Source organism: Ruegeria sp. AB5 (assembly GCF_056542645.1).
Map to the genome: position 1 here is coordinate 1 of NZ_JBQGAE010000064.1, position 1,253 is coordinate 1,253.

The following is a 1,253-nucleotide window of genomic DNA, read 5'->3' on the forward strand; positions in this document are numbered from 1 at the left end:
CGGCGTCACAATGCGCCATACTGCAGTTGTCATCGACTGCTAGGAAAGGAGCCACCCAATGCAGGTTACAACAGTTGGCCTAGATCTGGCCAAAAACATCTTTCAGGTGCACGGGATTGCCGAGGATGGGACTGTCGCGTTCAACAAGTCGCTCAGGCGGGCGCAGCTTTTGCAGTTTTTCGAGAGCCTTGAACCGTGCCTCATTGGTATGGAAGCCTGTGGATCGAGCCACCACTGGGCGCGGCAATTCCAGAAGCTCGGCCATGAAGTCCGTCTGATGCCTGCAATGTATGTGAAGGCCTGTGTCAAACGCGGCAAGTCCGACGCCATCGATGCAGAGGCGATCTGTGAAGCGGTCACGCGCCCTACGATGCGTTTCGTGGCGATCAAAACTGAAGAACAGCAGGGTGTCCTGTTCCTCCACCGTGCCCGAGACATGGTCGTGCGTCAGCGGACCCAGCTCAGTAACATGTTGCGCGGACTGTTGGGCGAGTTCGGGATCGTGATCGCGCAAGGGGTTGGTAGAGCCGTGAAGTTTTCAAAGGCGGTGCTGGACGGAGACCTGCCGAGCATTCCCAATGTCGCCATCGATGTGTTGACGAACCTGTGCAACCAGATGGTCGCGCTGCATCTCCGCATTCTCTGGTACGACAAACGCATCCTGCTTGAGGGTCGAAGAAACCGCCAAGTCATGCTGCTGCGAACCATTCCCGGGGTCGGCCCTGTGACCGCCTCAGCCATCGTCGCTACAGCGGGCGACGGACATCAATTCCGCAATGGGCGAGAGTTTGCTGCCTGGTTGGGATTGACGCCTATCAACCGATCAAGTGGTGGCAAAGAGCGTCTGGGGCGCATCTCAAAAATGGGCGACAGATACGTCAGACGCTTATTGGTAGCAGGCATGACGGCACGCCTTAGACATATGAAGGATAATCCGGACCGCGCGGATCCATGGGCTATCGCCCTACTGGAACGCAAGTCACCAAGGCTGGCGACGGTGGCGATGGCAAACAAAACGGCGAGGATTGTCTGGGCGGTCCTGACGCGAAATGAACGCTACCGACCCCACACCGCATAATCGAAGCAGAGGAACACCAGAGACGCAAGACCATTGAGACGATGGAGCAATGTCAGCCCGCCAACCAAGACACCCCGTCGAATGTCTGGGACACCATGTTGTCCGTATTGCCGTTTGGGACTTGGTCAGCGGAAACCATCAGGGCCAGCAGCCGCGTGCGCTGCGCAAACAGGCC

General features: G+C 57.7%; 1 protein-coding gene. It reads left to right on the forward strand.

Features of this window, described 5'->3' with window-relative positions:
- Nucleotides 1-58 precede the first annotated feature (58 nt).
- A complete protein-coding gene (locus ACR0L4_RS23605) occupies nucleotides 59-1,078 on the forward strand; it encodes an IS110 family RNA-guided transposase (RefSeq protein WP_480515639.1) in 1,020 nt (339 codons plus the stop codon).
- Nucleotides 1,079-1,253 lie beyond the last annotated feature (175 nt).

Coding starts and splice junctions, on each gene's coding strand:
- ACR0L4_RS23605 (WP_480515639.1), top strand. CDS start 59: ATGCAGGTTACAACAGTTGGCCTAGATCTGGCCAAAAACATCTTTCAG.